This window comes from Flavobacterium sp. IB48 (assembly GCF_016405855.1).
Lineage (GTDB): Bacteria > Bacteroidota > Bacteroidia > Flavobacteriales > Flavobacteriaceae > Flavobacterium > Flavobacterium ginsengisoli.
In genome coordinates, this window is record NZ_JAEFCA010000011.1 from 25,921 (window position 1) to 51,901 (window position 25,981).

General features: G+C 32.6%; 26 protein-coding genes and 1 tRNA gene. 16 read left to right on the forward strand and 11 right to left on the reverse strand.

The genetic code is table 11. From position 1 onward, the window contains the following. Positions 1-5: 5 nt before the first annotated feature. The gene (locus tag JC605_RS22265) at positions 6-524 is read left to right on the forward strand and encodes a hypothetical protein (protein ID WP_198858289.1); all 519 of its coding nucleotides are present in this window, start codon (positions 6-8) and stop codon (positions 522-524) included. A 20-nt stretch (positions 525-544) separates the two neighbouring features. Here the strand turns inward: JC605_RS22265 and JC605_RS22270 are convergent, their stop codons facing one another. Beyond that, positions 545-1,789, reverse strand: coding sequence for an ABC transporter permease (locus tag JC605_RS22270; protein WP_198858290.1), 1,245 nt, complete (start codon positions 1,787-1,789; stop codon positions 545-547). Between the two features lie 259 nt (positions 1,790-2,048). On the opposite strand from JC605_RS22270, the gene hisS reads away from it, so the two are divergent. The 12 genes from hisS (at position 2,049) to JC605_RS22330 (ending at position 12,958) form a co-directional block, all read left to right on the forward strand. Beyond that, entirely contained in the window at positions 2,049-3,473 is a 1,425-nt protein-coding gene (gene hisS, locus JC605_RS22275) for a histidine--tRNA ligase (RefSeq protein WP_198858291.1), read from the forward strand. Positions 3,474-3,729: 256 nt separating this feature from the next. Beyond that, positions 3,730-3,800 (forward strand) — tRNA-Trp (locus JC605_RS22280). 330 nt (positions 3,801-4,130) lie between these two features. Further along, positions 4,131-4,709: a nucleotide exchange factor GrpE gene (locus tag JC605_RS22285; protein WP_198858292.1), complete on the forward strand. Its 579-nt coding sequence runs from the start codon at positions 4,131-4,133 to the stop codon at positions 4,707-4,709. Between the two features lie 70 nt (positions 4,710-4,779). Then, complete coding sequence (dnaJ, locus tag JC605_RS22290) at positions 4,780-5,889, forward strand: molecular chaperone DnaJ (protein WP_198858293.1); 1,110 nt, start codon at positions 4,780-4,782, stop codon at positions 5,887-5,889. A 161-nt stretch (positions 5,890-6,050) separates the two neighbouring features. Then, positions 6,051-6,980: an ABC transporter ATP-binding protein gene (locus JC605_RS22295; protein WP_198858294.1), complete on the forward strand. Its 930-nt coding sequence runs from the start codon at positions 6,051-6,053 to the stop codon at positions 6,978-6,980. Positions 6,981-7,059: 79 nt separating this feature from the next. After that, positions 7,060-8,376 (forward strand): ABC transporter permease, encoded by a 1,317-nt coding sequence (locus tag JC605_RS22300; RefSeq protein ID WP_198858295.1) that lies wholly within the window; start codon positions 7,060-7,062, stop codon positions 8,374-8,376. Positions 8,377-8,486: 110 nt separating this feature from the next. Beyond that, positions 8,487-9,650: a sigma-54 dependent transcriptional regulator gene (locus JC605_RS22305; RefSeq protein WP_198858296.1), complete on the forward strand. Its 1,164-nt coding sequence runs from the start codon at positions 8,487-8,489 to the stop codon at positions 9,648-9,650. 101 nt (positions 9,651-9,751) lie between these two features. Then, positions 9,752-10,411 carry a DEAD/DEAH box helicase gene (locus JC605_RS22310; protein WP_198858297.1) on the forward strand — a complete coding sequence of 220 codons (660 nt, stop codon included), beginning with the start codon at positions 9,752-9,754 and terminating at the stop codon, positions 10,409-10,411. Positions 10,412-10,496: 85 nt separating this feature from the next. Then, entirely contained in the window at positions 10,497-11,312 is an 816-nt protein-coding gene (locus JC605_RS22315) for an alpha/beta hydrolase (protein WP_198858298.1), read from the forward strand. A 13-nt stretch (positions 11,313-11,325) separates the two neighbouring features. Then, the gene (locus JC605_RS22320) at positions 11,326-11,544 is read left to right on the forward strand and encodes a putative signal transducing protein (RefSeq protein ID WP_091133675.1); all 219 of its coding nucleotides are present in this window, start codon (positions 11,326-11,328) and stop codon (positions 11,542-11,544) included. A gap of 55 nt (positions 11,545-11,599) precedes the next feature. Next, positions 11,600-12,421, forward strand: a complete 822-nt coding sequence (locus JC605_RS22325) for a Cof-type HAD-IIB family hydrolase (protein ID WP_233074208.1) — start codon at positions 11,600-11,602, stop codon at positions 12,419-12,421. Positions 12,422-12,427: 6 nt separating this feature from the next. Then, positions 12,428-12,958, forward strand: coding sequence for a GNAT family N-acetyltransferase (locus JC605_RS22330; RefSeq protein ID WP_198858299.1), 531 nt, complete (start codon positions 12,428-12,430; stop codon positions 12,956-12,958). A gap of 78 nt (positions 12,959-13,036) precedes the next feature. On the opposite strand, the gene JC605_RS22335 is transcribed toward JC605_RS22330, so the two are convergent. After that, on the reverse strand, positions 13,037-13,561 hold the full coding sequence (locus tag JC605_RS22335) for a hypothetical protein (RefSeq protein ID WP_198858300.1): 525 nt from the start codon (positions 13,559-13,561) through the stop codon (positions 13,037-13,039). A 486-nt stretch (positions 13,562-14,047) separates the two neighbouring features. Between JC605_RS22335 and mtaB the strand changes: the two genes are divergently transcribed. Next, complete coding sequence (mtaB, locus tag JC605_RS22340; protein WP_198858301.1) at positions 14,048-15,382, forward strand: tRNA (N(6)-L-threonylcarbamoyladenosine(37)-C(2))-methylthiotransferase MtaB; 1,335 nt, start codon at positions 14,048-14,050, stop codon at positions 15,380-15,382. A 179-nt stretch (positions 15,383-15,561) separates the two neighbouring features. Here mtaB and JC605_RS22345 read toward each other — a convergent pair whose 3' ends face one another. The 9 genes from JC605_RS22345 to JC605_RS22385 all read right to left on the reverse strand — a co-directional run bounded on the left by JC605_RS22345 (position 15,562) and on the right by JC605_RS22385 (position 23,574). Further along, entirely contained in the window at positions 15,562-16,074 is a 513-nt protein-coding gene (locus tag JC605_RS22345) for a hypothetical protein (RefSeq protein WP_198858302.1), read from the reverse strand. Between the two features lie 92 nt (positions 16,075-16,166). After that, positions 16,167-16,883 carry a 3-ketoacyl-ACP reductase gene (locus JC605_RS22350; RefSeq protein WP_198858303.1) on the reverse strand — a complete coding sequence of 239 codons (717 nt, stop codon included), beginning with the start codon at positions 16,881-16,883 and terminating at the stop codon, positions 16,167-16,169. A 113-nt stretch (positions 16,884-16,996) separates the two neighbouring features. Continuing rightward, positions 16,997-17,584 (reverse strand): phospholipid scramblase-related protein, encoded by a 588-nt coding sequence (locus JC605_RS22355; RefSeq protein WP_198858304.1) that lies wholly within the window; start codon positions 17,582-17,584, stop codon positions 16,997-16,999. Positions 17,585-17,624: 40 nt separating this feature from the next. Beyond that, positions 17,625-18,335 carry an SIMPL domain-containing protein gene (locus JC605_RS22360; RefSeq protein WP_198858305.1) on the reverse strand — a complete coding sequence of 237 codons (711 nt, stop codon included), beginning with the start codon at positions 18,333-18,335 and terminating at the stop codon, positions 17,625-17,627. Between the two features lie 38 nt (positions 18,336-18,373). Continuing rightward, positions 18,374-20,494, reverse strand: a complete 2,121-nt coding sequence (locus tag JC605_RS22365; protein ID WP_198858306.1) for a VWA domain-containing protein — start codon at positions 20,492-20,494, stop codon at positions 18,374-18,376. 80 nt (positions 20,495-20,574) lie between these two features. Then, positions 20,575-21,543 (reverse strand): hypothetical protein, encoded by a 969-nt coding sequence (locus JC605_RS22370; RefSeq protein WP_198858307.1) that lies wholly within the window; start codon positions 21,541-21,543, stop codon positions 20,575-20,577. 2 nt (positions 21,544-21,545) lie between these two features. Beyond that, positions 21,546-22,046: an RNA polymerase sigma factor gene (locus tag JC605_RS22375; RefSeq protein ID WP_198858308.1), complete on the reverse strand. Its 501-nt coding sequence runs from the start codon at positions 22,044-22,046 to the stop codon at positions 21,546-21,548. A gap of 213 nt (positions 22,047-22,259) precedes the next feature. Further along, entirely contained in the window at positions 22,260-22,727 is a 468-nt protein-coding gene (locus JC605_RS22380) for a hypothetical protein (RefSeq protein WP_198858309.1), read from the reverse strand. A 10-nt stretch (positions 22,728-22,737) separates the two neighbouring features. Continuing rightward, complete coding sequence (locus tag JC605_RS22385) at positions 22,738-23,574, reverse strand: hypothetical protein (protein ID WP_198858310.1); 837 nt, start codon at positions 23,572-23,574, stop codon at positions 22,738-22,740. A 92-nt stretch (positions 23,575-23,666) separates the two neighbouring features. Here JC605_RS22385 and JC605_RS22390 point away from each other — a divergent pair, with 92 nt between their 5' ends. Both JC605_RS22390 and JC605_RS22395 read left to right on the forward strand, forming a co-directional pair. Next, positions 23,667-24,551 (forward strand): PPK2 family polyphosphate kinase, encoded by an 885-nt coding sequence (locus tag JC605_RS22390; protein ID WP_198858311.1) that lies wholly within the window; start codon positions 23,667-23,669, stop codon positions 24,549-24,551. A 208-nt stretch (positions 24,552-24,759) separates the two neighbouring features. Further along, positions 24,760-25,809: a sensor histidine kinase gene (locus JC605_RS22395; RefSeq protein ID WP_198858312.1), complete on the forward strand. Its 1,050-nt coding sequence runs from the start codon at positions 24,760-24,762 to the stop codon at positions 25,807-25,809. Positions 25,810-25,981: the final 172 nt, after the last annotated feature.

A 25,981-nucleotide genomic window follows, 5' to 3' on the forward strand; every position in this document is an offset into this window, starting at 1 on the left:
ATCTTATGGAATATCGAACTAACCCCAAAGAAAACTCTATTGTAATTGATGGTTATTTTTCGTTAGACGGAATTAAATCTGTTAAAGATGTTGTTGAAAAACGTTTTGAAAATCGATTAAAAACAAATTTCTATAATGATTTTATGAATTGGTCTAAAGCTGAAAATGAAATTCTGTTAGGAACATTTCGAGCGTCTGCTGCTTGGCCTATAAGTACAGATTTAGGATGTATTTTTGATTTTCGTAATCCAGACGAATTTGTTTATCAGGAATTTAAACTTATTCATTCTTTGGTGAATGGATGGATTCCAGCAGAAAACACTTCGATAGGAAATAATCATATTTTAGCTGTAAGGTTTGAGAGTAAAATACCTGAAATACTACATAAACTTTATGAAGAAAATGAGTATCACCCAAAGGCTCCAATTGGTTGTCTTCAGTTAGGAGTGTGCTGCAAGAATGATTTTCCAATTATATTAGAAAATATAAAGAAGAGTCGTTTAAAAAGTAAAAACGATTATTAGATTGAAGCCTGCGACTACAGCTATTCGTAACGCAACGCTTCAATAGGGTCTAGTTTTGAAGCTTTAATAGCTGGATATAAGCCAGAAACTATTGCCACCATAAAACTAGTCGCAAAAGCGGCAAAAATCGCCATCCACGGAATTACGAAAGAAAAACTCATTGCGGTTGCTATAGCAAAGCCAAGTAGAATTCCTAAAACAATTCCAACCAAACCTCCAATCTGACCAATTAATAAAGTTTCTATAAAAAACTGAAAAGCAACAGTAGATCTTTTGGCTCCCAAAGCTTTGCGAACACCAATTTCTCGAGTACGTTCTGTAACCGAAACAATCATAATATTCATTAAAGCTATTGAAGACCCTAAAATAGTGATAATAGAAATAGTCCAAGCTGCCAATCCTAAATATTGTGTTATGCTCAGAATTCGGTTAATTAAGTCATCGCTTCGTACTATGCCAAAATTGTTGTCGCGTACAGGACTTAACTTGCGAACTCTTCGCATTGTACTTGTAGCATTATCTATGGCTTCATCTAAAACTTCTTTTTTTGAAACCATCACACTAATGGTGTAATTGATATTTGGAGCTGTAAATAAAGATCTTGCGACTTGAATAGGAATTAAAACTCGTAAATCCTGACTGTTTCCAAACGTAGATCCTTTTTCTTTTAGAACGCCAATTACTTTAAATCTTGCGCCTCGAATAGAAATGATTTTATCAATTGGATTTATATCTTTTAAAAGTCCTTTTTCAAAATCAGAACCCACAATGCAAGAATAAGTGTTGTTCTCAATGTCAAATTGATTAAAACTTCTTCCCAAACTGGTTTCCAGTCCAGAATTGGTAATAAAATGTTCATCAACTCCAACAATTGTAATTTCTGGATCTGTTTTTTCGCTTAAATATTTTACTTCAGCAGTTGTAGTTGCAGTAAAAGAGAGAGAGGTTTCGGTAAACGGATATTTGTATTTGTTTTTAAAGGCAACAGCTTCTGGATACGAAATAATTGGATTGATGACTTCGCGTTCTCTCCCGCCACGGTTTCGAACTTTATTTTCGTATTGGTTAATGTTAAAAGTATTAGCTCCCATCGAAGCAAAATCGCTAGAAATAGTATTTTCTAAAGCAGAAACAACAGTCAAGATGCCAACCAAAGCCGTAATGCCTATTGCGATAATTAAAACGGTAAGAATAGTACGCAGAATTTGTGTTTTGATAGAACCAAAAGCAATTCGGATATTTTCTTTAAATAATTTTAGCATCATGACCAATTTGTCACGAAAATACGTTTTTTGTTACAAGTTTGTTTTCCAAGTGTTATTATTTATTTTAAAAAGTAAGATATTTGCAGACTTAAATTAAGTTGTAAGTTGGAAAATCATAAAGCCGAAAATCATAAAGCCGAAAGTCTAAAGAACCAACAGTCTTAAAAAAAAATCTGGGAATAAAGTAATATTATAAGATTTTTAGATAAAGATTGGAACAATCTAAAATCTAAAATCAACAATCTAAAATAAAAAGAAGATGGCTTCAAAACCAAGCATACCAAAAGGGACAAGAGATTTTTCACCAGCTGAGGTGTCAAAACGTCAATATATTATTCAAACGATAAAAGCTAATTTCGAAAAATTTGGTTTTCAGCCAATCGAAACGCCTTCGTTTGAAAATTCAGATACCTTAATGGGGAAATATGGAGAAGAAGGAGACCGTTTAATTTTTAAAATTTTAAATTCAGGTAATTTTTTCTACAATAAGAGTAAAATTGAATTGCCAGAATCAATTGGAGAATTGCAATTGAATTCTGCTGAAAAAATAACTTTAGAGCAAAGAATCGAATTAAATAAATTCACAGGAAAAATTTCTGAGAAAGCGTTGCGTTACGATTTGACAGTTCCGTTTGCAAGATACGTGGTGCAACACCAAAGCGAAATTGAATTTCCGTTTAAAAGATACCAAATTCAACCAGTTTGGAGAGCTGATAATCCGCAAAAGGGACGTTTTAGAGAATTCTTCCAATGTGATGCCGATGTTGTTGGTTCAAAATCACTTTGGCAGGAAGTAGAATTGGTTCAATTGTACGATACTGTTTTTACTTCTTTAGGTTTAGAAGGCGTTACAATTAAAATCAATAACAGAAAAATTTTATCTGGAATTGCTGAGGTAATTGGCGCCTCAGATAAATTAATCGATTTTACAGTCGCGCTTGATAAATTGGATAAAATTGGTGAAGACGGCGTTAAAAAAGAAATGATTGAAAAAGGAATTTCTGAAGAAGCTTTGGTAAAAGTGCAACCACTTTTTAGTTTCTCAGGAACTTTTGCAGACAAAATTGCACAGCTTTCAGACTTATTGTCTTCTTCTGAAGAGGGAATGAAAGGAGTTGAAGAATTGAAGTTTATTTGTGACAATGTTGCCGTTTTAGGTCTTTCAACTGCTATTTTGGATTTGGATGTGACATTAGCTCGTGGTTTAAATTATTATACGGGAGCTATTTTTGAAGTTGCAGCTCCAAAAACAGTTGCCATGGGTTCTATTGGCGGCGGAGGAAGATACGACGATCTGACTGGTATTTTTGGTTTGAAAAATATGAGTGGTGTCGGAATCTCTTTTGGATTGGATAGAATTTATTTAGTTTTAGAAGAATTACAATTATTCCCGGAAACCGTTGCCGCTACATCAAAAGCACTATTCTTGAATTTTGGAGACAAAGAAGCTTTATATGCTTCAAAAGCGATACAGAAATTAAGACAGGAAAATATAAAAGTAGAATTATATCCTGACAGTGTAAAAGTTGGAAAACAATTTCAATATGCAGATAAACGTTTAATTCCGTTTGCCGTATTGGTTGGAGATCAGGAAATTAATTCAAGTTCATATACGCTTAAAAATTTAGTGACAGGAGAACAGGTTTCTGTAGATTACGAAGGTTTGAAAAATGCATTAATCTAAGAATCAGATTTAAAAGATTTTGGTTCGCGCAGATTTGAGCAGATTTAGTTTGAATTTTATTTGGAAGAAATCTACTTTAATCTGCCTAAATCTTTTTAAATGTGCGTGAAATATTGAAAAATATTTTGCAGAGTTAACTGTCTGAAACAAAAGTTTTTGCTTGATATTCCTTGAGTTTAAAGGACTTTCTTTTAAAATCTCTGTCTGAAATAATTGCCAGTAAAGAAAAAAAGCTTTTAATTTGCGACCTCAAGTTACGGGCGTAGTTCAAGGGTAGAATAGCGGTCTCCAAAACCGTTGATGGGGGTTCGAATCCCTCCGCCCGTGCAAAAATAAGAAATGACAACTTTGTCATGTAAAGCTCAAACATAAAAAAAAGCTTCGTCTCTATAGGCGAAGCTTTTTTTAATATAAGGTAAACTTGAATTAATAATTATTTTAGAGGCCGAAGCCAACCCTTAAATTCAATTTTTGGTGGTAATAATTTATGTTATTGGTCTCAAAGATAAGATAAACTAAAACGTAATAGTCTTAAAATTATAATAAATTTTTTCTGGGCAAATGCGTTTTTTAAGTGGCTCATAATTAATAAAGTGACAATTTGACATTTTATAAGATTTGGCAGTACTTTTGCAATCCAACAGAAAGAAATAAAAAATGAAGTTTAAGAATATTTTTAAAAATAAAAGTGATATGACTACGGAAAATACAGAATTCGATCAGGAATTAGATGATGCAACGATAGAGACTAACGCTAATGGAGAGCAATTAATTGTTGAAGAATTAAGTGTTGAGGAGCAATTAGCTCAAGACTTAGCTAAAGAAAAAGATAAGTTTTTGAGATTATTCGCCGAATTTGAAAATTATAAAAAAAGAACTTCAAAAGAGCGTCTTGATTTATTTAAAACAGCAAACCAAGAAGTTTTATTGGCGATGCTTCCAGTTTTAGATGATTTTGACAGAGCGACAGTAGAGATCAACAAGTCTGAAGATGAGAATTTGAAAAAAGGTGTTGAGTTGATTCACGAAAAATTGAAAAGCACTTTAGTTTCTAAAGGTTTAGAGCAAGTTGAAATTCAGGCAGGAGATGCTTTCAATGCTGATGTTGCTGAAGCAATTACTCAAATTCCAGCACCGTCTGACAAACTAAAAGGAAAAATTGTTGATGTTATTGAAAAAGGATACAAATTAGGAGACAAAATTATTCGTTACCCTAAAGTTGTTGTAGGAAACTAAAAAATGCAATAAGAATTTCAAATGCATTTTTGGATTTTGGAATTTTTAAGATTTGGAACTTAATCTAATTATGAAAAAAGATTTTTACGAAATACTAGGCATTTCAAAAAATGCTGACGCTGCCGAAATTAAAAAAGCATACAGAAAAAGTGCTTTAAAATACCATCCTGATAAAAACCCAGGCGACAAAGAGGCAGAAGAAAACTTCAAATTGGCAGCAGAAGCTTATGAAGTTTTAAGTGATCCGCAGAAAAAAGCGAAATACGATCAGTATGGTCATCAAGCATTTGATGGTTCTGGCGGATTTGGCGGTGGTCACGGTGGTATGAATATGGATGACATTTTCAGCCAGTTTGGTGATATTTTTGGTGGCGGATTTGGTGGTTTCGGAGGCGGAGGCGGAGGTCCTCGTCGTGCGAAAGGAAGCAATCTTCGAATTAAAGTAAAATTGACTTTAGAAGAAATTGCAAATGGAGTAGAGAAAAAAGTAAAAGTAAAACGTAAAGTTCAGGCAAAAGGCGTAACGTATAAAACTTGTACGACTTGTAATGGTCAAGGACAAGTTATGCGTGTAACCAATACCATTTTAGGAAGAATGCAATCTGCGTCTACTTGTCCTACTTGTGGTGGTTCTGGTCAGATTTTAGATAAAAAACCTTCGGAGGCAGATGCTCAAGGAATGGTGCAAGAAGATGAAACAGTATCAATCAAAATTCCTGCAGGAGTTGTTGACGGAATGCAGTTAAAAGTTGCTAACAAAGGTAACGATGCGCCAGGAAACAGTATTCCAGGAGATTTAATTGTAGCGATTGAAGAAATTGAACACGAATTCTTGAAACGTGAAGGTGAAAACGTTCACTTCGATTTATATATCAGTTTCCCTGAAGCAGTTTTAGGATCTTCTAAAGATATTGAAGCTATAAACGGAAAAGTTCGTATTAAATTGGAAGAAGGAATTCAATCTGGAAAAATCTTAAGATTAAAAGGAAAAGGAATTCCAAGTTTAAATGGTTACGGAAGCGGTGATTTATTGGTTCACGTAAACGTTTGGACTCCAAAAACATTAAATAAAGAGCAAAAACAATTCTTTGAAAATGCTTTAAACGACGAGCACTTTGTTCCAAGTCCAGAGAAATCAGAGAAATCATTCTTTGAAAAAGTAAAAGATATGTTCTCATAATCTAAACTTTTTTAAAAGGTTATAATAAAATAAAAACCCATTCTAGTATAAATTAGAATGGGTTTTTTGTGTAATATAACACAATTTTGCTTCGAATTATTTACTTTTACAGTCGCTGAGCCTTAATTGGTAAAGTGACGCAGTAAATCCTTAAAAATAGCATGAGTAACTTACTTGAAGTACATAAGGTCGTAAAAAAATACGGCGATTATGTAGCACTTAACGAAGTTTCATTAAATGTGCCAAAAGGCAGTATATATGGACTTTTAGGTCCGAATGGAGCCGGAAAAACTTCCCTTATCAGAATCATAAACCAAATTACATTGCCAGATAGTGGCGAAGTAATTTTGGATGGAGAAAGATTGCAACAAAAACACGTACAAACTATAGGATATCTTCCAGAAGAAAGAGGTCTTTATAGCTCGATGAAAGTGGGCGAGCAATGTTTGTATTTGGCACAAATGAAGGGCCTTTCTAAAGCCGAAGCTAAAAAGCAATTGGATTATTGGTTTGATCGTTTAGGGATTCAAGGTTGGTGGAATAAAAAAATCCAAGAGCTTTCTAAAGGTATGGCACAGAAAATCCAGTTTGTTGTTTGTGTTTTACATAAACCAAAATTGCTGATTTTAGATGAACCTTTCTCAGGATTTGATCCCGTTAACGCAAATATTATTAAGGATGAAATTCTAGCTTTGAAAGAACAAGGCTCTACAATTATTTTCTCTACTCACAGAATGGAAAGTGTTGAAGAAATGTGCGAACATATAGCTTTAATTCATAAATCAAACAAATTGATTGAAGGTAAAGTGGCAGACGTAAAACGCCAATTTAGAACCAATAGTTTTGAAGTTGGAATCTTGACTAATAATGTTGAAGGTTTGATGTATGATATTACACAGAAATTTACAGTTTCGCCTGCTAGTTTTAAATCTTTAAATGATGATTTAAAATTAAACATTCAGATAGGAAATGCTTCACCAAACGAATTATTACATGTACTGACGCAACGAGGACAAGTAACACATTTCGTTGAGAAAATTCCAAGTGTAAATGATATTTTTATTCAGACAGTAACTGAAAACAAAATTTAAAAATTCCAATATAGAAATTCTAAATTCTAGGCTTTTAAAAGTTGGAATTTGGGATTTAAAATTTGAAAATTAATTATTTATGAGTATTATCTCGTTGATTATAAAAAGAGAATTTATTGCCAAAGTCCGCAATAAATCTTTTGTTGTCATGACTTTTTTGAGTCCGCTTTTGTTTGTGGCTATTGCTGTTTTTATTGGCTATTTGAGTTCAATGAAAGCAGAAACAAAACGTATCGCAATTCATGACGAAACTGGTATTTTTATTTCAGATTTTTTAAAAGAAAATAAAAAAGGAGCCGAATTTAAATATTTGAATTTATCTGAAGTTGATGTTAAAGCTTTAAAAGACAGCATTACCAAAGAAAATTTCAATGGATTAATTGTCATTCCGAAAACAAAAAATAATAAAGATTTAGAAAGTAAAGTCGAGTTTATTTCTAACAATAGTCCAAGTATTTCTTTTATCGAAAATACGCAGGATATTATCGGAAATAAAATCACAAAACTAAATCTGGAAGAAGCAAAATTAGACACTTTGGCTATTCAGAAAGCGCAATCAGATGTAAATATTCATTTGGTTAAAGCTTCGGGAGAAGAAAGTTTAAAAGGTTTAAACGAAATTAAAATCGGAATTGGCGGTGCATTTGGTTACCTGATCATGATGTTTATTATCATTTACGGAAATATGGTAATGCGAAGCGTAATCGAAGAAAAAACAAACCGAATTATTGAAATCATTATTTCGTCAGTAAAACCATTTCAATTGATGATTGGAAAAATTGTCGGAACTTCATTAGCAGGTATTCTGCAATTTATAATTTGGGCCATAATTGGTTTAGGATTAATGTTTGCAGCCTCGGCATTTTTTGGAGTAAATGTAGGGCCAGCTGCGAGAATTTCTCCAGAAATGATGCAAACCGCACAACATGAGTTTTCGGGATCTGCACAAATGTACATTGCCGAATTATGGAATTTGCCAATTGCAAGTATTTTAATCGGATTTGTAATTTATTTTATTGGAGGATATTTTCTGTACAGTTCGTTTTATGCAGCAATTGGAGCCGCAGTTGACAATCAGACCGATTCTCAGCAATTTCTGCTTCCAATTTTAATGCCTCTGATTTTGAGCGTTTACATAGGATTTTTTACAGTAGTAAACGATCCTCACGGAAGTGTTGCGGTTATCTTTTCAATGATTCCGCTAACTTCACCAATTGTAATGTTAATGCGCATTCCGTTTGGCGTGCCGTGGTGGCAAATTGCAATTTCGGTATCATTATTGTTTGCTACATTTTTCCTTGTGGTTTGGTTTGCTGCTAAAATTTACCGAGTAGGTATTTTAATGTATGGCAAAAAACCGACTTGGAAAGAATTGTATAAGTGGCTAAAATATTAACTTTTAAAGTTGCTAAGATACTAAGGTTCTAAGATGCTAAGTTTTTTTTAGCTTCTTGCAGAAAAACCTCAGTACCTTAGCATCTTAGAACCTTAGAACCTCAAAAAGAAATGAGTAAAATACTAATTGTCGAAGACGAAGCAGCGATCAGAAGAGTTTTGGTAAAAATTTTATCAGAAGAAAATGATTCATATCAAGTTGATGAAGCTGAAGATGGAGTTGTGGGACTTGAAAAAATAAAAAACAACGACTATGATTTGGTTTTGTGTGATATCAAAATGCCAAAAATGGACGGTGTTGAGGTTTTGGAAGAAGCTAAAAAAATAAAGCCAGAAATTCCGATGGTAATGATCTCTGGTCACGGCGATATGGAAACTGCTATTCAAACGATGCGTTTGGGAGCTTTTGATTATATTTCGAAACCGCCAGATTTGAATCGTTTGTTAAATACTGTTCGTAATGCTTTAGATAAAAAACAATTAGTTGTTGAAAATAAAATTTTAAAGAAAAAAGTTAGCAAAAATTACGAAATGATTGGTGACAGCGAATCAATTAATCATATAAAAGTGATGATTGATAAAGTTGCTCCAACAGAAGCCAGAGTTTTGATTACGGGACCAAACGGAACAGGAAAAGAATTAGTAGCACATCAATTGCATGAAAAAAGCGAACGTTCTACTTTTCCTTTAATTGAAGTAAACTGTGCTGCAATTCCAAGTGAATTGATTGAAAGCGAATTGTTCGGACACGTAAAAGGTGCTTTTACATCGGCAGTGAAAGATCGTGCTGGAAAGTTTGAAGCAGCAGACAAGGGAACTATTTTCTTGGATGAAATTGGAGACATGAGCCTTTCTGCGCAAGCGAAAGTTTTACGTGCGCTTCAAGAAAATATGATTACGAGAGTTGGAGCTGATAAAGACATAAAAGTTGATGTCCGTGTTGTAGCAGCAACGAATAAAGATTTGAAAACAGAAATTGCAGAAGGCCGTTTCCGTGAAGATTTATACCATCGTTTGGCTGTAATTTTAATTAAAGTTCCGCCATTGAATGAAAGACGCGATGATATTCCTGCTTTGATTTCGCATTTTACAGAAAAAATAGCTTCTGAACAAGGAAATGCTGTTAAGTCGTTTTCGGCGCAAGCCATTAAATTATTACAAGAATACGACTGGACAGGAAATATTCGTGAGCTTCGAAATGTAGTAGAAAGATTGATCATTTTGGGAGGAAGCGAAATCTCAGAATCAGATGTGAAAATGTTTGCAAGCAAATAGGTACTTCGCGAAATAAGCTATAAGCTCTAGGCTTTAAGCTAAAAAAAGACACAATAAATTTGGCCTATAGCTTATTGCCTAAAGCCTAAAGCTTAAAAAAAATGAAACTAAAAAAAATAAACGAGAAATTACAAGACGCTTTAATTGAAAATGGTCTGACAGAAGCCAACGCTTTGCAGTTGGAAACTTTTTCTACCATAAAAAGTGGCGCTGACTGTGTTATTATTTCTCCAAAGGGAAGTGGAAAAACGACTACAATTGTTTTAAATGTAATTCAGCAATTGGCTGGACAAACAGAAGAATCTCCTCGAGCTCTCATTTTTGTTGAAGACAAAGCAAAGGTTCTGGAAATGGTTGAGCTTTTTAATAAATATGGGAAATACACCGATTTGGAAATTTATGGTGTAAATGAAAAAGGCGACATGGATTACGATAAAAACTACGTTTCTACAGGAGTCGATGTTTTAATTGGAACACCAACTAAATTAAACGATATGTTTAGTACAGCGGGGTACAATGTAAATCGCTTAAAAATGTTTATTGTGGATGATGCAGATCCGATTTTGAAACTGCGTCACGATCCAAAAATCACACGTATTTCAAACAGTATTACTAAAGTGCAGCGAATTATCTTTTCTGAAGCTTTGACCGAACGTATCGAAATTTTGGCAGATAAAATCATGGTAGAACCTTATTTATTTGACATGGATGAAGACGGAGAAGAACTTGATGAAGAGGACGACGATATTGAAGAAGAGTAATATATAGTGACAGTTTGCAGTGGCAGTTTACAGTAACAATATTGTAAACTGCCACTTTTACTTAAATTTAATCAGAAATCAATCAATGGAAATTTTTAAAACACTTAAATTCTTGTCAATTGTACTTTTGTGCTTTTTTCTCGTTCTTTATGTTTTAGCGATTTCTTATGTGTATTTTAATCAGGTAGGGTTAGTTTTTCACGCTTCTCGATTGCCTAAAGATTATAAGTTTGATTATCAGCAGAAATTCGAAGAAATAAATATAAAATCGTTTGACGGAACAATTTTGAACGGATTATTATTTAAGGCAAAACAGTCAAAAGGTCTTGTTTTTTACCTTCATGGGAATGCTGGAACACTTGAAACTTGGGGTAAAATTGCAAAAATATACACATCATTAGGTTATGATATTTTTATTTTAGATTATAGAAGTTTCGGAAAAAGTGAAGGCGAAATTGAAAATGAAGAACAATTAACGGAAGATATATCAATTGTATATAAAAGTATTTCAAAAAGATATTCTGAAGATAAAATTATAATTACAGGCTATTCTATAGGTTCTGGTTTTGCGGCAAAATTGGCTTTAGAAAGTAAAGCAAAAGCATTGATTCTTCAGGCTCCGTATTATAACTTTTTAGAATTATCAAGCTCAAGAGTTCCTTTTTTTCCTGATTTTATGAAGAAGTTTAGTTTGGAAACTAATGAATATCTGCCACAAGTAAAAAGTCCAATTTATATTTTTCATGGAACTAGCGATCAGTTAATTCCTTTTGAAAACTCAATAAGGTTAAAAAAGCTTTTAAAATCAAATGCTTATTTTTATCCATTAAAACATCAAGAACATATAGGTGTTAACGAAAATGAAGATTTTCAAAAACAATTAAAAGTAATATTAGAATAAAATAAAGAATGCTATGGGATTAATGAAAGTATTTTCGGGAAGCGAAGTATTAGCAATTGCTTTGCAAGAAAGATTAGAAGAAGCTGGAGTAGAGACAGTAAAAAAAGATAATATTCAATCGGCGCGTCTAGGAGGTTTTGGACAAACAGATTTGGCAGTTGAAGTATTTATACAAGAAACAGATTTCGCAAAAGCAAATCCAGTTATAGAAGAATTTAGAATGAGTCTTTAAGAAAAATTCTCCGTCTCCGTTTTCAGTCAATATTGATTAAAAACGGAGACGGAGAATGCAAACTATAAAAAAAATGCAATACAAAATGTTAGTGCTTGACATGGATGATACCTTGTTGACAGACGATCATAGAATTTCAGATTTAAATAAAAAAGTAATTTTAGAAGCTCAGGCAAAGGGCGTTTATGTGGTTTTGGCTTCAGGAAGACCAACTACAGCAATGACCGCTTATGCAAAAGAGTTGGAATTGGATAAAAACGATTCGTATATGATTTCGTTTAACGGAGCAATAATTAGCCGTGTAAAAGATGATTTTATTTTGTTTGAGCAAAAGTTAACTGTAGAGCAAATTCATGCTTTATACGATTATAGTGTAGAAAAGAAGGCACATATCATTACTTATTTAGATGATCAAATCATTAGCGAAACAGATTCTGAATTTATTGAGGTCGAAAAAGAAATCACAGGAATGGCACATCACAAAGTTTCAAGCTTTAAAGATTATGTAGACAGACCGGCAGTTAAGTGTATTTTATTGCAAGATCCAGCGTATTTAAAGACGTTAGAAAAAGATTTGATGGAGGCCATGCCACATTTAAGCGTTTCAATGTCTAAACCATTTTTTCTAGAAGCAGCGCAACAAGGAATTGATAAAGCCGCGAGCTTGAAACTTTTGGCTGAACAGCTCGGAATTCATCAAAGCGAAATTATAGCTGTAGGAAACGCAGGAAATGACTTGACAATGATAGAATATGCTGGTTTAGGTGTTTGGGTTGATAACGTTAATCCTGAGTTACGAGATAAAGCCGATGTAATTGTAGCTTCAAATAATGATGATGGTGTTGCTGAAGTAGTAACACGTTATATTTTAAACTAAACTAAAATGAAAAATCCAATTAAAACGGAACGTCTAATTTTACGGGAACTTGAACTTTCTGATGCTGAAGGAATGTTCGAATTGGATTCTAATCCGAATGTGCATTTATTTGTTGGAAATAGACCTGTAAAACATATTGATGAAAGTATTGAATATATCAAATTTGTTCAGAAACAATACAAAGATCTAGGAACAGGACGTTGGGCTGTTGTTTTAAAAGAAACAAATGAATTTATTGGCTGGTCTGGAATAAAGTTTATTACAGACGAGATAAATAATCATAAAAACTTTTATGAGTTAGGATATCGTTTTATCGAAAAACATTGGGGTAAAGGTTACGCAACTGAAGCTGGAAGAGCTTTTATTGATCATGCTTTTAATGAAATGAAAGTAGAAGTGCTTTATGCTTACGCAGATGCAGGAAACGAAAACTCAAGAAAAATTCTAGAGAAATTGGGCTTTCATTTTGTAAATTCTTTCGATTACGAAGAAGAACTAGAAGTTTGGTACGAACTTAAAAATCCGAACTTACTATAAAAAACGAATTCCAAATCTTTACATACTTAAAAGTCAATAAAGATTTGGAATTAATTAAAGAAGTAATATTTAAAAATATTATTTTTTAGCTACAGAAACAAAGTATTTATTTCCGTCACCCATAGTTAATTTTACACGCTCGTCGCAAAGATCAATTGCAAAATTTGCACTTTCGTAACAGCTGCAAGTTGTGTTTTTGTCTTTAGACATTTCTGTTTTACAGTTGTTGTTTTTAAAGCTTGCTAATTGTGGTGTGTATAAACTAACTAAATCAGTAGAAGCGGTTACTAAAGAAATGATACTTGCAGAATTATTGTTTGTAATTCTATATACAATTCTATCTGTATAGTTTACTTCGTTAACAGTTACTTTACGAATGTAGGTATAAGCTGTAGATCCTTCACCTGGTTCTTTAACTTCAAACTTAAACCCAACTGCACGAATAGCAACATCAAATTGCTGTTGTGAGTTTAAGCTTGCCCAAGTCGTCAATGTACTAATAGTAGGAAATGGATTTGCATTTGCGGCTGGAGCATTAGTTTGCGCTTGCGAACTAAATAAGGTTAAGAACATCAAGCAGATCGTGGGTAAAAATGCTTTCATAAAGCGTGGTATTTGTATTTTAATTTTGCCTACTCTCTTTGGTTTTCGGCTTTCCCATTTCATTTTGTAACACAAAACAACAACATAACGAGTAAAATTCAAAATTGTTATGCCTGAATTATTATTAAATTAATTAAAGCACCGTAAAATTCTTTACTATGAATTTATTGCCAACTGTATTCATAACAATGTAAATGTAAGAAATTTTGAATTTAAAAAATAAAAAAATGTATTTAATCGATAAAATTTGCTTTTAATCGATTGTTTTGTCGTTTTATTCTTATTGTAATGTTAAAATTTGAAAAATGATAGTTTCGTATTTTTTTTAAATAAAAATAAAAAAGTTTAACTTTTGAATGTCTCTAAATTAACATTAGCGCCAAAATATTGATTCGAAGTGAATTAATCGCTTTCTTTTGATGAATATTGTTTGTAAATTTGCAGCCTTAAATTTTTTGACAACGATTTCATTAATTTAAGCAGATTATGGAAAATAGAAAAAAAGTTGCCTTTTATACGCTGGGTTGTAAACTGAATTTTTCAGAGACTTCTACAATTGCCAGAAATTTTAATGACGAAGGTTTTGACCGCGTCGATTTTGAAGAAATAGCAGATATTTATGTCATTAATACTTGCTCTGTAACAGAAAATGCAGATAAGCAGTTTAAGCAAGTAGTGAAGAAGGCAATGAAACTTAACGAAAAAGCTTTTGTTGCAGCTGTTGGCTGTTATGCACAATTAAAACCAGAAGAATTAGCAGCAGTTGATGGTGTTGATTTGGTTTTAGGAGCAACAGAGAAATTCAAAATCACAGACTATATTCATGATTTGAGCAAAAATGATATGGGTGAAGTTCACTCATGTGAAATTGCTGAAGCCGATTTTTATGTAGGAAGTTATTCTATTGGAGATCGAACAAGAGCATTTTTAAAAGTTCAAGACGGCTGCGATTATAAATGTACCTATTGCACAATTCCGTTGGCAAGAGGAATTTCTAGAAGTGATGCTTTAGAAAATGTTCTAAAAAATGCCAAAGAAATTTCGGCACAAAATATTCGTGAAATTGTTTTAACGGGTGTAAATATTGGTGATTACGGAAAAGGGGAGTTTGGAAACAAGAAACACGAACATACTTTTCTAGATTTAGTTCAAGCTTTAGACAAAGTAGAAGGGATTGAGCGTTTGAGAATTTCGTCAATTGAACCAAATTTGTTGAAAAATGAAACAATCGAATTTGTTTCTAAAAGTCGAACTTTTGTACCGCATTTCCATATCCCATTACAATCTGGAAGCAATGATATTTTAAAGTTAATGAAGCGTCGCTATTTGCGCGAAGTTTATATTGATCGTGTAAACAAAATTCGCGAAGTAATGCCTCACGCTTGTATTGGTGTCGACGTAATTGTTGGTTTTCCTGGAGAAACAGATGAGCATTTCTTAGAAACCTATCATTTCTTAAATGACTTAGATATTTCGTATTTACACGTATTTACGTATTCAGAAAGAGATAATACAGAAGCGGTAGATATGCAAGGAGTTGTTCCTTCAAATGTTAGAGCAAAACGCAGTAAAATGCTTCGTGGCTTATCGGTTAAAAAACGCCGTGCATTCTACGAAAGCCAGTTGGGAACAAATAGAACGGTTCTTTTTGAAAGTGAGAATAAAGAAGGATACATTCACGGATTTACAGAAAACTACGTGAAAGTAAAAACACCTTGGAATCCAGAATTGGTAAATACTCTGCAAGAAATCAATTTAACTAAAATAGACGAAGACGGAAGTGTACGTTTGGAGTTTTTGAATAAATTGGCGGAAGCTTAATTTTTTTAAGATAATCCCAAAAGTTATCATATAGTTTGTCATTTCGACGAAGGATAAATCCCCACAAGTAACTCCGCAACGAAAATCCAATTTTTTGTCGAGCTTCTAGTGAAGATTTCTCCTTCGTCGAAATGACAAAAAACAGAAAAGCCCTTTATTAAAAAGGGCTTTTTTTATAACTATTTCTTCTGATCTTCAGGGATTAACAATTTCAAAGAATTAATATAATCGGTATCAAATTCGATCACTCGAATTTTTTCGGGATTAAAACCTAATTCTCCACCAAATTGACCTCGTGTATCTAAAAAATCTATTGTCAATTCTTCGTCGTTTAAACCAATTAATTTTCCTAAATAAGCAGATTTAGATGATTTTTTTGCGATTTGAAAAATGCTGTATTTCTCAGAAATATATTTGATAATAGAAGCTAAATCCCTGATCGGAATAATATCATCGGAATTTATTTTTAAACCTTTTAAACGAATTATTTTCTCAGTAAAAGCCAAATCGTGATCTCGGTTTACAGCTTCAATGTTTTTATTTCTAAGAATAACAAATCCATCCAAAACAAAATCTACAGGATTATTTCTGAGTAAAATCCAGTCGTCAGAATAATCGATTAGAAAACCAGAGAAAACTTGTTTTTTATCTTGAAATTCTATTTCGACCAATTGTCTTAAATATTGTTCCATATTTTTAGTTTTTGAAATTCCAATAATGAAATTCCAAATTCCAATTGCTTTGAGATTGGAATTTGGAATTTCAAAAAATTGGAATTTAATTTTTAAGGATTAGTAGACCAAATACTGCTGTTTTTAATAAATACTCTTCTATTTAATTTTAGTTGAGCAATAATTAAATCTGCCATATCTTCAGACTGCATTACTTTTTCTGGGTTTCCGTCAGTTAGATTAAGATCTTTTGCCATGTCAGTTGCAACTGTACTTGGCGTTAGCGCCGTAACACGAATATTGTGTTTTCTCATTTCCTGCATCAAAGAATCGGTTAAACCTAAAACAGCAAATTTAGAAGCACTGTAAGCACTTGTCAAAGCGTTTCCGTTTAGTCCAGCAGTTGAAGAAATATTGATAATGTCTCCAGTTTGCCTTTCGATCATATTTGGGATAATCGCGCGAGTTGTATAATACGTTCCCATTAAATTTACCTGAATAATTCTTTCCCAAGCCTCTGGTTCTAATTCTAAGAACTTCCCAAAAGAAGCAATTCCGGCGCTATTAATTAAGATGTCAATACTTTTAAATTCTGCGATTGCTTTTTCAGCTGTAGCATTTATAGAATTAATATCAGAAACATCTGCAACTAAAGCCAAAGTTTTTACACCAAGTTTAGAAGTTTCTTCTGCCAGTTGATCGATATCGCTTTTAGTTCTAGAAACTAAAATCAGGTTTACACCTTCTTTTGCCAAAGCAATTGCTACAGCTTTCCCTATTCCTTTTCCTGCGCCAGTAATAAAGGCATTTTTATTTTTTAAGTCGGTCATGATTGTATTTTTAGAAATGCAGAAAGCATCATTTTAAGTCTTACAAAAATAAGATTTTGAAAACTAAAATAATGCTTTAAAAGATATTCTTAATCTAAGTTTAACAAGTTTTGTTATTCTTTTAGAACCATGTCAATACACATTACAGCTCCTAATATCAATTGTCTCAACGAACTATCAGCTGGAACTGAATCTTCAATTTGAAGCGCATAATTATCAGCAGTTGTAAAAAACTCTTTTCCTAATCCGGCCCATTTTTTATTTACTTGAGCCAATTGTTTGCCTTCATGTGAGAATTTAAAATCCCAACCGGTCCATTTTCCTTGAAGCGTTGCAACAGGTTTTTCGTTTTTATCCAGAATATCAAACTTTCCTCCAATAGAAAAAAACTTTTGTTTGAAAGTTCCAATCAAATGATCTTTTTCATCCAATACTTCGACAGTCGATCTAAAGATGGCAATATCTCTTCTTACCGTAATTAGCTTTTCGCCAGAAGCAGTTGTAATTTCAATATTAAATGGAGTTGCTCTTTTATAATCTGTAAAGCGGAATATTTTTGTAAAAAAACCAAGATTGTTTTCTCGGCAGTTCATAATAATTTGATTGTTTTCTGGATGATAGATATCGTAGTTATTTGCGGCTTTGAACATTCCGATATGTTCTTTTACTAAAAATAGATTTTGGCTTAAAATAGGATTCATGAATTTTGCGTGTAATTAATTTATTATGATTGTATTAAAATTATTCTATGAGAAATCGGACTTGTACTGAGCTGGATATTTTAATTTTTTCGAATTCTATAACAGGTTCGCTCGGTGCACTTTCACTTTCGTATCTTTTCCCACCATAACCAGTGTTTACGACAATACCAGCGGCTCTGCCATATAATTGTTGAGAAATATCTTCAAAATTGCTAATTTGTATAGAATTCCCAACTTTTTGATTTAAAGGTTTAGTAAAACTTTCTGCTGTTAGTTTCGCATTCAATATCGCTTTACCATTAATTAAAAGTTTGATTTTTTTTTCATCAATATTTTCAATTTTTTCAATGCGTACATTTGAAATCCCAATTTTTTCTAATCCAATAAAGACATTTGAAGTTTCGATTGCATTTTTAACTATGATAGAATACGATTTTGATTTAAAAATATCATTTTGCTTTAGTAAATAATTTTTAAAATTACTTGACATATCATTAACAGTAACTTCTTTTTCGATATTGATTCCAATTTCCTTTAATTTTGAAAACATGTCTTTTTCTAAATCTTCTACCGATTTTTTCCCTTTGGAATCTTTCTCACTTAATAAAACATTGATCCATATTTTATTTGGAAGTACCAATGTGTCTGCCTGACCTGAAACTTCGATGAAGGGTTTGTCAATTGAATTTTTAGTTTGAGAAAAAGAGTTTACACTTGCAAATGCTAATAACGCGTATAGTAGTTGTTTCATTATTTATAAATTGAATTTCAAATGTAATACAATATTTATTAATTATACTGTTTAGAAGTTTCCACTAGACGAATAAATTCTGCTTTATAACCTTCGCCATCATTCGAATTTCCTTGTCTTGCTAGTTTCACAATTTCTTCTGAAGATTTGTTAGCGATTAATTTTGAATCTCTCAATTTTAATCCGAACCAAGCTACGGCAGAACTAAACTTCATATCGTCACTTGCTTTTTCTAAAACAACCGATTTGTTTTCGATTACCTGAACCATTTCGATACTTTTTTCTCCGTCAGGTTTTTTGTAACGAAATTTAATAGTGGCTAATTCTCCATTGTAATTATTCGAATTTGTTTCTGTTTTAGTGTATTTTAAGTCATCTGGCTGTTCAGCTAAATAATCGCTTTTTACTCCAGTCGGAATAATTTCATACAAAGCCGTAACGGTATGATTACTTCCTAATTCTCCAGCATCAATGGCATCATTCTTAAAATCTTCTGGACGCAATTTTCTGTTTTCATATCCAATCAAACGATAAGCCTGAACTTGTTTCGGATTAAATTCAATTTGAATTTTTACATCTTTCGCGATAGCAAACATAGAACCTTTAAATTCTTTTCCTAAAAAACGATTTGCTTCTTGAATGTTATCGATATAAGCATAATTTCCGTTTCCTTTATCAGCCAAGATTTCCATTTTGCTGTCCTTGTAATTTCCCATTCCATAACCCAAACAAGTTAAGAAAACGCCTGTTTTTCTTTTCTCTTCAATTAATTTTTCCATATCAGAATTAGAAGAACTTCCAACATTAAAATCTCCATCAGTAGCCAAGATTACTCTGTTGTTTCCGCTTTTAATAAAATTTTCAGCAGCAATTTTATAAGCCAATTCAATTCCTGCTCCTCCAGCTGTACTTCCTCCGGCTTGTAAATTGTCTAATGCATTAATAATTGTTTTTTTATCGTCTCCAGAAGTTGGAGGCAAAACCATTCCTGCTGCGCCAGCGTAAACCACAATTGCCACTTTGTCTTTTGGTCTTAATTCGTCAACCAAAATTTTCAATGATTGTTTTAGTAATGGCAATTTGTTCATGTCTTCCATAGACCCAGAAACATCAATTAAGAAAACAAGATTTGAAGCTGGTAAATCCTGAGTTGGAATATTTTTTCCTTGCAAACCAATTTTCAATATTTTGTTGTTTGAATTCCAAGGGGAATCGCTCACTTCTGTATTGATAGAAAACGGATGTTCATTTTTTGGTTGCGGATAAGTGTATTTAAAGAAATTAACCATTTCTTCAACACGTACAGCATCTTTCGGAACTTGCTGTCCGTTATTTAAAAATCGTCTGATATTGGTATAAGAAGCATTATCAACATCTATAGAGAAAGTTGAAAGTGGCGCTGTTTTCGGACTTTCGAAAGCATTTTCTACAAAAGAATCGTAATCTTCTTGAGTTGGTTCAGTAGGAATTGGCAGGATTTTCAACTTTTTATCCAATTCTTTTTCTGTTAGGTTTTTGTAGATTTCGTTTTTGGTTGAAATAATCACAACACCATTTGAAGCTTTACTTCCATAAATCGAAGTTGCAGCTTGATCTTTTAAAACCGAAACATTATCAATATCATTCGGATTTATTTTTGCCATTTGGTTGGCTTTTGCAGGAACTCCGTCAATAATATACAGCGGTTCATTTTTTGGAGAAACAGATTCATTTCCGCGAATAGTAATAGTTGGGCTTGGAGTGTAAAGGGAATTACTTTCAGCTTGAATTTTTGTTCTTTTTCCTTTACGTTCCGAGACTGAACCAGTTACCATTGATTTTTTTTGGACACCATATCCAACCACTACCACTTCTTGAAGTTGAGCATTATTTTCTTTTAGGACTACATTAATTATGTTAGAGTCTTTAACATAAATAGTTTGAGAATCCATTCCTACGTAACTAAAAACAAGGGCATCTTCTTTTTTGGCTTGAATAGAGTAGTTTCCATCATAATCAGTTTGACTATATTTTTTAGTTCCTTTGATCGTTATCTGAACTCCAGGAAGCGGTAAATTAGATTTATCTGTGACAGTTCCAGAAATCGTTCTTTCTTGCGCCATACTTACGAAACATATAAGCATAGCAATGGCTGATGAAATAAGTTTTAGACTTTTCATGATTATAAGTTTTAAGAATTAATGTTGAGATTTAACTTTGTCAAAGTTTCAAACTTTGACAAAGTTCTGTTGTGACCTGATTATTTTTTAGGAGCAGGTTTTCCGTTTTTAGTAGTAATTATAACGACGCCTTTTTTTCCTTTTTCGCCATATTTAGAAGTGGCTTCAAGGTCTTGTAAAATGGTTATGGTTTTAATGTCTTGTTTGTCTAAAGGCGCATATGGACTCGTTGGATTTTTTCCGAATAAATCATTTTCTGAATAATAAATTCCGTCAATGATATACAAAGGTTCGTCAAGAACTACAAGCGAATCTAAATTTTCTGGCTGTAAATTCGGAAGTTCGTTCTGAATCATTTTGTCTTTTTTGACATCGTCGCTGTGCGCAATTGCATTTCCGTTTAGAACGACTAAAGGAGCGCTTTTTCTAGCTTTTTGTGATGGTGGTGCGGTAGAATAAGCAACTTTTGAAGACGCTCTTTCAGGATAACTTGAATAACCCATATCTGGAGTTACTTCTTTTTTGGATGAGGTATTGTCTTCTTCTCCAAATGTTTCTTCTAACAAGACTTTTTCAGGAATTGCTTTTTCTGCCACAATTTGTGGCGCTGGAATAGATTGAATTGGTTCGGTTTTATGAATGGTTGTTTCCTGAATCGCAACTCTTTCTTTGTTTTTAGTTTTATTTTCTAAAATTTTAATCGCTTCTTTATTAGAAATTATTTGTGAATCTGAAGATGGAGCTGCAACTTTTTTATCTAAAATGGGTTGCTCTGGTTGTTTCATTTCTTTTTCTTCTAGAACAACTTTTGAAGTTTCTGCTGCAGTTTCTTTATTTGCATGCAAAAATTGATATCCTAAAGAAATAAGTAATAGAAGAGAAGCTGCAATCGCAATTTTCTTCCACAAAACGATTGTTTTTTTATCTTCTTTTTTGTCCAGTTTTTCTTCTACGCGCGACCAGACTTTTTCCATTCCAGGAAAGTCTTTAAATTCGGCTTTTTGCGAAGCTTCTTTTATTTTATCGAATAATTTATCTTGATTGTCCATGACTATTTTGCTTTTTGATAATACAATTTATTAACCAGTTCTTTCAGTTTGGTCTTAGCAGCATTCAATTGTGATTTTGAGGTGCCTTCAGAAATCTTTAGCATTTCGGCTATTTCTTTGTGTCCATAACCTTCAATGACAAAAAGGTTAAAAACCGTTTTACAGCCGTCTGGAATGTGGTTTAATAAATTAAGCAAATCTTCTTCTTCCAACGTATTTAGTTCATCGACAGAAGGCTGAGAAATTAGCTTTACGTCGTCTAAATACATGTTGAAGTTGGTTGCTTTTCTAATAGTTGCCAAACAATGATTTACAGTTATTCTTTTAGCCCAAGCTTCAAAAGCATATGCTTCTTTTAACTGATCTAGTTTGGTGAAAATAGTAAAGAAAGAATCGGCCAAAGCTTCTTCTATTTCTTCTTCCTTCTTTAAATATCTTTTGCAAAGGCGGTACAACTTAGGCGCCATGTATTCATACACTTCGCGTTGGGCATCGCGGTGCATTTTTTTACAGTTTGCTATTTGAGTCTCGTTTATCACAATTGTTGTCTTTCTTATAAAGAGAGATAAAAAGATAAAAAGGTTGGGACGGAGGTGAAAAAAAAATTTTTTAAGGTTCAGAGTTGCAAAGATTCAAAGTTGCAAAGGTTTATTGTAGAGACGCACTGCAGTGCGTCTAATGTTTAGTTTTTTTGAAATGATAAAATTAATTTATTTTTAATTTTGGTATTTCTGATACCAATCTTCAATTTTGTTAATTGATTCCTTATCTGTTTTAGGATTGCTGTTTAAGCCCAAATTAATTTTTGTTTTAGAAATGTAAGAGTTCAGAAAAATTATTGCAAAACCTCCAACTTCAGCATCTTCATTTGAAATAGTTGAAGAAAAGAAATTCATATATCCACAGCATTTTTCTTTAGAATTCATAATAGAAATTAGATATGGGATATCTTTTTGTTTTACCCAGTTTTCAGGAAATTCTCCAAGCAATGTAACAAAATTTAGTTGAGACTTTTTATTGTATTTTTCTTTAAAGAGAGTAATAAACGATTCTGGATTTAAATCTTTTGGAGATAAATTCTTATGATATTCTTTTTCTAGGCTATTTATTTTAAAGGCATAAAATAAATAGCTTCCAACGAAAAGACTAAGAACAATTATCAATAAAAGAATTACTTTTTTCATAAAAACTAAATTACTTAATCTGCAAAGTCAACTTATAAATCTTTGTTTCTAAAAGCTCGGTGTCATTATCTTCACAAAGTAAAAACTCTATTTTATTGTTTTCTTTTTTGTAGAAAGTCAGGCCTTCAAATTTATTGGTTGCTGTAATTTTTTGAGTGAAATCTATTTTCATCGTTTTAACATCGATTCTTCCAATGAAACTTCCTAAAATTGTGCCATCGTCATAAGTAGATTTGGTATCTTCTGCAGTTGAAAGGAAGTAGATTTTATCATCGACCAAAATAGCATCGGTAAAGCTAGAACGAACACCTTTTATTTTTGGGAGTTTATAATTGACAGAAATCAAGGCAAATTCTTCTCCTAGATTTTTGGCGTGAATGGTAAAAATCGTGTTTTTGTTAGAAACGCCGTTTCCGCGATTGAATAAATACCAATTTTCTCCGTCAAAAATTGCACCTTCCAAATTGAAATCTTCGGGTTTTATTTCTCCGAAATTCTGCATTACAGCGTATAAATCGACTAAATTATTCTTTTGTAAAATCGTTTTTGATTTGATATCAAACGCAATCATTTTATTTCGATTTTCGGTTGAGCCAGAACCAAAAACATACAAGGTGTCGTTGTGATGTGTTAAAGATTCAAAATCAGGTTTTAGATTCTTAGGAATATTTTGTGTTGGATTGTCAATTAAAGGATGCTGATTTAATTGTTTGTTTTCGATGTTATATTCATAAAGAAATCCGCTGTTGTCGCCAATTACGTAAAGAGAGTTATTATTTAAAAATAATCCTGATGCAGAACCGATTCCGATAATGTGAAATAATATTTCTAATGTGAATTTTTCCATGAAATGTTGTTTTTATTGCAATGAATAGTAGTTCCAATAGTTATCGGAATTCGTAAAATTACTATATTTATAAGACAAAAAATCAAAAAGATATGAAATCAATAGATCCGAAAGATTTTAAAGTTGTTGAGAAAATTAAGCTCAAGGAAATTCCGACTTTATTATCTATAAAAGCCGATGACGACGAAAAAGAAGAAAAATTAGATAAGGTTCAAGCCAAATTAAGCGATTTGCAAGATGTAATGTATGCGCACAATAAATATGCGGTTCTTATTTGTCTTCAGGGAATGGATACTTCGGGAAAGGATAGCTTGATTCGTGAAGTTTTTAAAGAATTTAATGCACGTGGCGTAGTGGTGCACAGTTTTAAAACGCCAACTTCGGCAGAGTTAGAGCATGATTATTTATGGAGGCATTATATTGCACTTCCAGAAAAAGGAAAGTTTGCCATTTTTAATAGAACGCATTACGAGAATGTTTTGGTTACGCGCGTGCATCCTGAATATATTTTGGGAGAAAACTTGCCAGGAATAAATTCTGTAGACGATATCACACCCGATTTTTGGAAAAATAGAATTGAACAAATCAATAATTTTGAAAAGCATATTGCTCAAAATGGTACAATCGTGATGAAGTTCTATCTTCATTTAAGTAAGGAAGAACAACGTCAGCGTTTATTGCGACGTTTGGAGGAAGAAAAACACAATTGGAAATTTTCGCCCGGAGATTTGAAAGAACGTGGGTATTGGGATGACTATATGAAGTATTATGAAGAAGCTATAAATAAAACATCGACTTCGCATGCGCCTTGGTATATTGTTCCCGCAGACGACAAAGAAATGTCTCGCTATATTGTAGCTAAAATTATTTGGGAAGAAATGAAAAAACACACTGATATTACAGAACCTGAACTAGACGAAAAAACAGCGGCAAATATTGAATTGTATAAAAAGGAATTGGGAGAGAAGGTGAAATAATGGAGATAATTAGTCAATCTGATAATTTTTTGAACCCCGATAGGTTGTTAAGAATCTGTCGGGGTTATTTTATATTCCATTGGTCAAAACAAAAACGCAGTTCGTCAAATTAATTTTGATAGTAATTGTGGTTTGTGCTTCTTTGTGGTTTGTTTGAAAAATATAGGACTACTTTTGAAGTTAAATTTTCTCAATAAATTATTTATAGATGATCGCAATCAATAAAAACAGGCATTGGATGTTTTTAGTCTTTTTTTGGAGCTTATTAGGTATCACGATTTGGGCGCAGATGATTGAAGACTATGATTTTTTGATCGCTACAATTCAAGCTATTTTAGTTTTGATTTGTTCTGCTGTTTTGGCTCATATTTTAAGTGATGTTATATTGCCCAAAGCGCTAAAACAAAATAAAATGAACTGGTTTGCAGTACAAAGCGTTGTTGTTGTATTGCTTTTGGCATTTTGTCTGTCATTGATTTATATTGTTTTTTCAGATTCGGTTATAAGAAGAAAAGCATATCCTGAAGAAGCAGATGTAGATTCTCTTCATTTTTTATGGTCGCGATTTTATGGTAACATTCCGTCAGCGATTTTAATTTGCGGTACTGCCTGCGGACTTCGGTTTTATCAAGAACATAATGTTATCGAAAGAAATCATGCGCAATTGCAGCAGGTTCATCTTGAAGCTCAAATCAAGATTTTGCAGGATCAGATAAATCCGCATTTGATGTTTAATGTATTGAATCATATTCATATTCTGATGCAGAGTAATGTAAAGCTAGCTTCAGATTTATTAGTTCAGTTTTCGGATATTTTACGTTATCAATTGTATGAATGCAACAAAGAATATGTGCCATTGCATCTTGAAATTAAATATTTGAAGGATTTAATTGCTGTTGAAGAAACGCGTTGGGGGAATGAATTGGAAGTGAAAAGCAAATGGAATATCGAAGACGGACAACTTCAAATCGTGCCATTGCTTCTAGTTCCTTTGATCGAAAATGCTTTTAAACATGTTTCCCGACTTCCAAATCAAAAAGGATTTGTGCATTTGTCTTGTGAACAGATTAATAAACAATTGAATTTTAGAATTGAAAATTCGTATACAGAGCAATATAAAATTCAGTCTAAAAGTCAGGGATTAGGACTTGAAAATGTGAAGAAAAGGCTGATGATTCAATATCCAGAAAAACATCAATTCAATATCAATAAAACAGATTCTGACTTTACAATTACTGTGACCTTAGATTTGAAATGATTTTTTTTTTGCCACGAATTGCACGAATTAACGCGAATTTTTTATCTGCTACTTTGTGAACTTTGCGGTTAAATTTTTTGCCACAGATTAAAAGGATTAAAGGGATTTTTTTGCGGCGAATTAGCACGAATTTTTAATCTGCTATATTTTGACATAACGCTTTGTGATCTTC